Origin of the sequence: Amycolatopsis sp. NPDC058278, from assembly GCF_042881395.1 — a bacterium.
Lineage (GTDB): Bacteria > Actinomycetota > Actinomycetes > Mycobacteriales > Pseudonocardiaceae > Amycolatopsis.
Genome location: NZ_JBHVXZ010000222.1, coordinates 1 through 7,539, shown reverse-complemented (window position 1 = coordinate 7,539; position 7,539 = coordinate 1). Strand labels below are relative to the sequence as shown.

At 65.4% G+C, this 7,539-nt stretch carries 9 protein-coding genes; 3 read left to right on the top strand and 6 right to left on the bottom strand.

The annotated features are described in order from the left end of the window. The coding region (locus ACFVYA_RS48720) for a hypothetical protein (RefSeq protein WP_387055328.1) at positions 1–380 on the top strand (380 nt) is incomplete at its 5' end. Between the two features lie 451 nt (positions 381–831). Continuing rightward, positions 832–1,326, top strand: coding sequence for a hypothetical protein (locus ACFVYA_RS48715; RefSeq protein WP_387055326.1), 495 nt, complete (start codon positions 832–834; stop codon positions 1,324–1,326). Positions 1,327–1,751: 425 nt separating this feature from the next. Here the strand turns inward: ACFVYA_RS48715 and ACFVYA_RS48710 are convergent, their stop codons facing one another. The 6 genes from ACFVYA_RS48710 to ACFVYA_RS48685 form a co-directional block, all read right to left on the bottom strand. Further along, positions 1,752–2,186, bottom strand: a complete 435-nt coding sequence (locus ACFVYA_RS48710) for a 3'-5' exonuclease (RefSeq protein ID WP_387055324.1) — start codon at positions 2,184–2,186, stop codon at positions 1,752–1,754. A gap of 349 nt (positions 2,187–2,535) precedes the next feature. Then, positions 2,536–3,123, bottom strand: a complete 588-nt coding sequence (locus ACFVYA_RS48705) for a hypothetical protein (RefSeq protein WP_387055323.1) — start codon at positions 3,121–3,123, stop codon at positions 2,536–2,538. After that, positions 3,120–3,329, bottom strand: a complete 210-nt coding sequence (locus ACFVYA_RS48700) for a hypothetical protein (protein WP_387055321.1) — start codon at positions 3,327–3,329, stop codon at positions 3,120–3,122. Before ACFVYA_RS48700 ends, ACFVYA_RS48705 begins: the two co-directional genes overlap by 4 nt. Next, a complete protein-coding gene (locus ACFVYA_RS48695; protein ID WP_387055319.1) occupies positions 3,326–3,511 on the bottom strand; it encodes a hypothetical protein in 186 nt (61 codons plus the stop codon). The genes ACFVYA_RS48700 and ACFVYA_RS48695 overlap by 4 nt, the downstream gene beginning before the upstream one ends. A 944-nt stretch (positions 3,512–4,455) precedes the next feature. Beyond that, the gene (locus ACFVYA_RS48690) at positions 4,456–6,216 is read right to left on the bottom strand and encodes a sensor histidine kinase (RefSeq protein ID WP_387055317.1); all 1,761 of its coding nucleotides are present in this window, start codon (positions 6,214–6,216) and stop codon (positions 4,456–4,458) included. A gap of 56 nt (positions 6,217–6,272) precedes the next feature. Beyond that, the gene (locus ACFVYA_RS48685; RefSeq protein WP_387055315.1) at positions 6,273–6,959 is read right to left on the bottom strand and encodes a response regulator; all 687 of its coding nucleotides are present in this window, start codon (positions 6,957–6,959) and stop codon (positions 6,273–6,275) included. Positions 6,960–7,167: 208 nt separating this feature from the next. Between ACFVYA_RS48685 and ACFVYA_RS48680 the strand changes: the two genes are divergently transcribed. After that, complete coding sequence (locus ACFVYA_RS48680; protein ID WP_387055313.1) at positions 7,168–7,515, top strand: hypothetical protein; 348 nt, start codon at positions 7,168–7,170, stop codon at positions 7,513–7,515. The last annotated feature ends 24 nt before the right edge of the window (positions 7,516–7,539 follow it).

The following is a 7,539-nucleotide window of genomic DNA, read 5'->3' as shown; positions in this document are numbered from 1 at the left end:
AGCTCACCACCTTCACCGGCCACACCGGTCCGGTGCAGGCGGTGACCTGCACCAGCCTCAACGACCGCCCCGTCGCCGTCACCGCCAGCTCCGACAGCACCGCGCAGGTCTGGGACCTCGCCACCGGCGAACAGCTCACCACCATCACTGGCCACCCCGGCCCGATCGAGGCTATGGCCTGCAGCACGCTCCACGGCCGCCCTTTGGCAGTCACCGCCGGACATGACGACGCCGCGCGGGTCTGGGACCTCGCCACCGGCGACGAGGTCGCCGTATTCGACTTCCGCGGGATCAGCGCCGCAGCGTTCGGACCCAGCGGAGAGCTCATGATCGCGGCCGGTTGGGACATCATCGTGTTCGACCGCCTTGCGACACACTGATCCCGCGGGGTACGAGCACGGCTAACGATCCAATGCGACTCGGCACCGCCAAAAACTCTGTGCCGTTAGCAACGTTGCCCAGTTTGAAGTTGACCCTTACGTCCGACGACAACGCATACCACGAGTTATCGAACATAGGCATGACTCGGCGCGCGCCGTGCCACTCATGCATAAGAGTCATTATGCATGAGATTAATGGCCGTCGAAGCGACAACGAACCGAAAACAAAGCCGAGACGCCTACCTGTTCAGAACTGCCAAGCAGGTCGATATCCCTGAAACTGAACCTGACTCCTCGGCAGCCCCAACTCGCCAACCGACTCGGAAGCCGTATCCTAAGTCGCCCGTCGTCAAACAGGCGCACACCCTGTTTGAAATGGACCCTATTCAGGCCATGCTCACTCGGGTAGCGTTACACTTGCAACTCTAATACGGATCGCTGGAGATCTACCATGCAAGCATTTTTAGCAGTCATCGCAGTTGTAGCAGCCGGAGTCTCTTCGGTTCAGGTGCTAGTTGCACGAAGAGCGTCTCACGGCGCGTTGATGGTAGAGATGTTAAGCAAGTTTTGGGACGACGACAGCAAGACGGCACGCCAAGGCCTGAAAGGGCTATCGCGAAAACCGGTATCCACCTGGTCAAGAGAGGAGATCCGCCACGCCGAACAGGTGTGTCATCAGCTTTCCCTCATGGGATTTGTTATCAAAAACAGCTACGCTCACAAGCGCGCCTTTGTCGACTACTGGGGCATCAGAGCCGTCCGAGCATACCGAATCCTGGAGCCCCTTGTCGAGCAACGACGTTCACAAATTCAAGTGCAGGATCAATGGGTGGATTTCGAGTGGCTGGCGAGAACGTCGTACAGATATCTGAGCTCCAAGGACCCGTGGTGGAATAGTCGGCGATGGAAGAAATTGAAGGCCCGAACAGGATCACTCGAAATCTAGTGCCGTGTCAAGCAACGTTGGGCAGGTAATCCAGTCGGCGGATCTTGGAGTTGACGCGAGGTCCATCGCAATAACGTCACCCACCTGATCGGCGCTGCAGCAATTGGGCCCGGCAGGGAACTCCTGATCGCAGCTGGATGGGACGTCATAGTCATCGACCGTATCGGGACGCACTGAAGCTTCGAGGTCGGCCAGCCCGTCGCCGATAACAGTGACTATGTCATCCCAGCGGCAAAACGCGGCCCAGACCGTCGTGGCGGCGCTCCGTGCGGCTGGGCTGCGGCTCTCATCGTCGCAGGAACCGCGGAGCATGAACCCGCGTGACCGGTCAGCCCGAGACGAAGCGCTTCACGTCACCAGTGATGCTCAGGCACTCCCGCCGCCCGCAGCATCTCGAACAGCTCCGTGATGCGCTGGGTATAGGTCTAGGCGGTCGTGAAGATCAGCCGGTGCGCAGCCCGGGACAGCCCGACGAAGAACGCCGACGTCGACTCCTCCCGATCACGGGCGTACGCCCACCACTGGTCATCGTCGAGGCCGAGGAAGAAGACCGTGTGGTACTCGAGACCTTTGCTCTTGTAGACAGTCAAGAGGGCAACGGCGTCGGCAGATTCGAACTCGTTGAACGCTGCGGTCCAGTTCTCGGCCTGACCTGCGACCGCGGCCAGGCGAGCCTGAAACGCATCGAGGATGAACTCGACCTCCTCGCCGCGCGCGGCGGAGCGGACGTAGCCGGCCGGTGCGTCAGCACCGATCGAGCCGACGACCTGATCGACGGCTTCGCCCGGGTCAGCGGCGCCGGCGGGGTTATCGACGAGCCAGTTTTGCGGTGTCGTGAGGTGTCGCCCAATGTCAGACACTACTTCGGCAACGGAGTCCCATCGGAGACGCACAGGCCGTCGCTTCTAGCCCACTGTCGACACGAAACCAGCTACTCAAGGCGGCCTGCAAACAGCGCTGATCGCGAGCGCTGGCGCCCCCAATGATCGCATCGAGAGTCACAGCTGGCGGCTCTCCGACCGTAGCTGCACGCTCTCACCGCGCTCGAACACGCCCGCATTCCGATGACCACGCAAACCACCACCGGGATGCTTTTTTCAGCTTCGCCACGGGGCACCGCAGCAACGGCACCAGGGAGGTCGCCACGATGTCGAGCACCACCGAATCCGCCGACGACACCGTCCGGACCGGCGGTGGACACAGTGTGCGTCACGATTGCGCCGACTCGTCGGTGACGGGCGGACGACGGCCGATCCGCTCCCACCGGCTCCGAGCAAGATCACGGAATCTGAGTAACACTTTCGCGTCGACCCATCTGCCGATCATGTCGCTGTCGACCTCGAAAGCCGACGGCGTCAACCACGTCTCCCACGGCTGCCCCGGTAGCAACACATCCGGCGGTTCGCCGTCCGGCTTGCAGAACAGCACCTGATCCCTAGCCGCGGCATCTCGCACCAGTCCGACAACCCGAATATCGAGGACCGGGTCCGTAGACTCATTCGTCACGCGCACGTGGAACCCCTGCGGCGCCGACCCCAGCGTGATCTCCGCGACGACGTAGTACGCCTGAGTTCTTAGGCGATCGACTTCCCGTTGGTTTTCTCGTCCCGCTTCTTCCTTCGCGATCCGCAGTGCGGCCCACGCGGCGAACAGGGCGCCGAGCCCGCCGACCCACTGGCCGAGGCCAGCCCAGCCGTCGGTGCCGATGAACGGCTGCAGCGACAGGCCGAGGATCACGCCGGAGACGGCCATGACGATCGGGCCGCGGCGGCCGACGCGGTCGAGCAGGTTCTTCACGGACGCACCTCGAAGTCGGTTGGGTCTTGGAACGGACCGGGGTCGTGCAGCTCGTCGTCGACCATCGCGAACCACACGAACAACGCCATGATGGGCGTGCACACGAGCCACGCCAGCAGCGCGACGCGGCCGCCGACCTTGCTGCGTATGGCGAGACACAGGACCCCGACGATCGCCGCGCAGCCGACCACCTGCCAGAAGGTCATGACCGTTGGGCGCCGACGGCTTCGGCGATCAGCTGCCGGCGTTCGAAGTCGTCGACCACTGCTCCCGGCAACCTGGTCTGGTCGATGACGTCGAAGCAGCGGCTGCAGGAGATGCCGCTCTCGCCGGGCGAGTTCTGGCCGCACTTCGAGCACTTCGGGCCTTCGGTGGTCTCGTCGCTCACGGGCGCCAGCTTTCGTCGTAGTAGTCGAGGTGGTCGGCGAATCGGGCGGGCTTGGTCCCGCACCAAACAGAGGGCTGACCGGGCCTGGGTTCGGTCGGTGCGCCTGTTGGTACCTGTTGGTATAATGAAGGTGTTCGTCGCTTGAGGCGAGGGTGTCCTCGGGCTGGGTTCTATCTATGCGTACCTGATCGCGGTAGCGATCATCCTGCTTTTCACTTACGTCGCCTCCCACATCAGTGCCAAACGGGCAGACAGTGAGCGTCGAGGAGGTGGTCACATGACGCTTTTCGTGAGCGTTGCACTCCTGACTGCTTCAGGAGTGGGATCGAACTGGGTAGCGGCAGCGCTGCCGTCCTGGCCTGAAGCGACGAACACCGGGGCTTTACCCTCCGACTGCTGACACGTAATGCTTCGCAGCTTGCCCAGATCCTGCCTAGGTGTACTGACCCGTGAGGTTGGGGACGCGGCTGGCAGGTGGTTTGCCGCCGAGTGCGGCATGGCCGGACAACCGGATCGCGCCGAGCTCTCCGGAGCCGGTAATGGCAGCTCCTTGCATGAACAGGTTGCCGTCGATCCGGAGGAGCTCGCCCGTTGGGGCAGACCCCCTGGTGCTGGTGATGTTGGCACGTCGTTCCGGGCCCGAACCCGTGGTTCGGCATGAGCACACGGGATCTGAACCGGATCAGCACCGCACCGCGCCCTCGTGGCCGCCTCGCTGGCTGGGGATCGACAGTGACCGCTCACGACGACCTGGACGACTGATCCGCCCGCTGCCGGTCGAGTAGCTTGACCGCTGCCCCGGCAGCAGGTTCCGGGCTACTCGCGGCGAAGGAACATGGGAACGAAGACCAGCGCTAAGCGATGATCACGACGTGACCTGCTGTTTGCGTGTTGACCCCGCCCTGCGATGTGGTCCTGAGGTTCGACGCAGTTCCGCCGCCCGGTCACGGGGATGGTGTGACCTTGGGCGAGTCGCGGAAAGCACGGATGTAGGCCGCGCCGGCCACACCTAACAGTAGCGCGTACCCGCCCGCCGACCAGTACAACGTCGCCCCGGACTTCACGTAGTTGACCAGCATGTAGCTGGTGTAGAGACCCACCAGTCCCCACGGCACCAGATAGACGACCCCGAGCAGGATCCGGTACGGCCACGGCGCGACGCCTGGGTTGACCACGTACTCCCCGGCTTTGGAACCGATCCTGTCACGAAGGCCCAAGGCCATGCCGGTCTGCCGGAATAGCGCATCCTCCACGACCAAAGCTGATGCTCCGCGCCTGCCCTGCAACGCCACCAGCAGCGTGCTGTACAGCATCCCCAGCCACAGCGGGATGGGCACCAGCGCCGCAGCCAGCCTTGGCAGTTGAGGCACCTTGTCCAGGAACGCCACCGACGCTGCCGCGTAGGCCACCACCGCGCCCAGCAGCGCGATGTTGATGTTGAGCAGGGTTACGTTCTCGGATCGCTCCGCCTGGTACAGCGATCCCAGCGCCGCGACCTCGGTCGCGTTGCCCTGGTCACCGGCCGGTGCTGTCACGGTGGTACCTCCAGGTGATGGGGTGGTCGGGCAGAGCGGCAGCCGGATTTCCACGATCGTGCCGCTGCCGGGGTGGCTCTCGACCGTGACGGTCCCGCCCACCTCGGCCAACCGCGCCGGGAGTGAGTAGGACAGGCCGGTACCGGTCGGTGTGGTGGCCGGGTCGAAGCCACAGCCGTGGTCGGTGACGGTCACCGCCAGCTCGCCGCCCTCCTCGCCGGTGGCCACGACCCACGCCTCCGCCGTGCCGGCGTGCTTGGCAACGTTGTTCAACGCCTCGGTCACCGCGTGGGCGACGGCCTCGACCGCCTCCGGCCCCAGCGCGTCGGGCAGCCTGTCGGAGCTGTAATGAACGTCCAGGTCGTGCGCGCCTTGCAGGAACACCGCTTCAGCCAGCGCGGCGTCGAGTTCAGGCGCCGCGTCGGCGGTGACGGTGTGGGCGACCGCGCGCAGGTAGCGGGCGTCGCGCTCGCACTTCGCCCGGATCTGCGGTGACAGACACTCTTGGCGGGACACGACCGTCAACGTGGTCAGCACGTTGGTGTGAAGCAAGTCGTACTGGCGGACGCGTTCCCGCGTGCGGGCCTCAGCTTCGCGCGCCTGTAAGGCGCCCTCCGCTTCGGTGTCGGCCCGGCGCGCGGTCTCGATCAGCTTGGCGGCCACCAGTCCTGCCGCGAAGGTGAACACTACGAGCTGGCCGGTGACGCCGAGCAGCGCGCCGGCCTGCTCCAGGCCCCGGCCGCGCAGCCCGGTCGCCAGGTAGCTCCCGCCGAGAACGGCCACGGCGGCGGTCCCCCACCGGTAGCCGCAGTAGACCTGAGCCAGCACGGCCACGCCGGTGGAGGGCGGCGGCGTCCAATTCTGCCAGCTCGCGACGGCCTCGGGCGGCAGCGCGAAGCCGACCAGCAGCTCGGCCCCGGTCATCACAACGACGGCGACGGCGATCGGCACCGCGCCGACCTCGGATCGCGTGCCCAGCCACCACAGCAGGACGCCGGCCCACACCAGGTAGACCAGGTAGCTCGCCACGACTGATGCGGGAGCGCGTGAAGACTCCGAACCGGGCCAGAGCAGAAGCACGCCCCACGGCAGTGCCTGCGCCGCCCACAGCAGCGTCAACGCGCGCAGCAACCAGGCTTTGACCTGGTCCTCGACTCCTGTGGTGTGCATGGCGGCAAGCATGCCCGCCTCAGAGGCGGTCCGTTGACGATGATTCCACCGTCATTTCACAGACCGCCTTCCTCTCGTAGCCGCTCCTGGAGGTCGGCCACGGTGCTGACCGGCGTGCCCGCGTCCCGGTACTTGGCTTTGACCCGCTCCAGATAGCTGTACGCGGTGCGCTCCCCGATACCCAGCCGCTCGGCGATGACCTTCATCGGCACAGCGCGCCCGCGCAGCTTGACCACCTCCGCCTCCCGGCCGGACAGCCGGGGACGGCCGGGCGTGCGGTCGCGGCTGATCGCGAACGCCAGCTCCTGGTCGAGCGCGTACCGGCCGGCGACGATGTCCCGGATCGCGCGCACCAGCGACCGGCGGTCCCCGTCCTTGACGTGGTATCCGACCGCCCCCGCGCGGACCGCGTCCACCTTGAAGCGCTGCTGAGCGTGCACCGACAGCAGCAGCACCTTGTCCCCACGCTGCGCGAGCCGCTCAACGTTGTCCACGAACCGCGTGCCGTCACCGAGTTCGAGGTCCAGCAGGACGACGTCGTCAGAGGGGTCGAGGGCCAGGTACCCGGCCACACCGGCGGCGACGTGACGAACCTCGATACCCGGATCGTGGCCGGCCAGCCAGGAACCGGCACTGCCCAGGATCATCGGGTCGTTATCTATGAGACCGACGCTGATCACCCGGAGTGATGGCGGGTTCACCTCGGCTTCGGGACCGCAGGGTGACGGCGATGACGTGTCCATCCCCCCTTCTACCGCATGGCCCGCATAATCCGGATGAGTCGCCGTTGTGAAGCTTGTGGTCCCAGTTCTCCGCCAGCCAACCGCGCGACCGCCACCGCCGGAGCGCTTGACACCCGATCCGACTCGAACCCCAACCACGACAACGCGCACACTCCCCGACCAGGTATCGATCGCGGAGGCTGACCAACAGCGTTGACTTCTGCGGAAGGTGGCTGCTGACTCCGAAGCCGAGCTGGACGCCCTGGCCAAAGGGTTCCGCGAGCGCACCAAGCGCGAGGGCAAACGGTTCCGGCTGGCCACCGACTCCGAGTGCTGGTTCGCCGTCTGCCTTAAATCCCGTGAGCACAAGGACGCACTACTCACCGCCGCCCGACTCCTGGCCATCGGAGACAAGTACCTCGACGGCACGCCGTCGCTCGTACCCCTCAGCATCCTCGGCCCACCGACACCGACCGAAAGGAGTCGAACTATGCGCAATCGCTTCGCCCGCGCCGTCGCCGGAGTCCGCCGCGTGTTTTCGCGCCACGACTTCAGCTCCGGCCGCGGCCGGAGCTGAAGTACGTAGATAGCTCACGCCGCT

Excerpts from the sequence above, each read along its gene's own strand:
- ACFVYA_RS48715 (WP_387055326.1), top strand. The coding sequence starts at position 832 with ATGCAAGCATTTTTAGCAGTCATCGCAGTTGTAGCAGCCGGAGTCTCT.
- ACFVYA_RS48700 (WP_387055321.1), bottom strand. The coding sequence starts at position 3,329 with ATGACCTTCTGGCAGGTGGTCGGCTGCGCGGCGATCGTCGGGGTCCTG.
- ACFVYA_RS48690 (WP_387055317.1), bottom strand. The coding sequence starts at position 6,216 with ATGCACACCACAGGAGTCGAGGACCAGGTCAAAGCCTGGTTGCTGCGC.
- ACFVYA_RS48685 (WP_387055315.1), bottom strand. The coding sequence starts at position 6,959 with ATGGACACGTCATCGCCGTCACCCTGCGGTCCCGAAGCCGAGGTGAAC.